The sequence below is a fragment of the Bacillus sp. GbtcB14 genome (genome assembly GCF_019091205.1).
GTDB classification, from domain to species: domain Bacteria; phylum Bacillota; class Bacilli; order Bacillales; family Bacillaceae_G; genus Bacillus_A; species Bacillus_A cereus_AG.
The window spans coordinates 1-247 of the sequence record NZ_JAGXJT010000241.1; the positions used below are offsets into that span (position 1 = coordinate 1).

Below are 247 nucleotides of genomic sequence, written 5' to 3' on the forward strand. Positions count from 1 at the left end.
GGCGACTGATGGGAATCGAACCCACGAATGCCGGAGCCACAATCCGGTGCGTTAACCACTTCGCCACAACCGCCATGTTGTGTAAATATATTTGGCAGGGGCAGTAGGAATCGAACCCACACTGGAGGTTTTGGAGACCTCAGTTCTACCTTTAAACTATGCCCCTATGTAAATGGTGGAGGGGGGCAGATTCGAACTGCCGAACCCGAAGGAGCGGATTTACAGTCCGCCGCGTTTAGCCACTTCG

Annotated in this window: 2 tRNA genes; both read right to left on the reverse strand. The window is 53.4% G+C overall.

The features are described from left to right. Positions 1-73: transfer RNA gene (locus tag KVT31_RS29825), tRNA-His, on the reverse strand. A gap of 19 nt (positions 74-92) precedes the next feature. Further along, positions 93-166, reverse strand: a tRNA-Trp gene (locus tag KVT31_RS29830). Positions 167-247 lie beyond the last annotated feature (81 nt).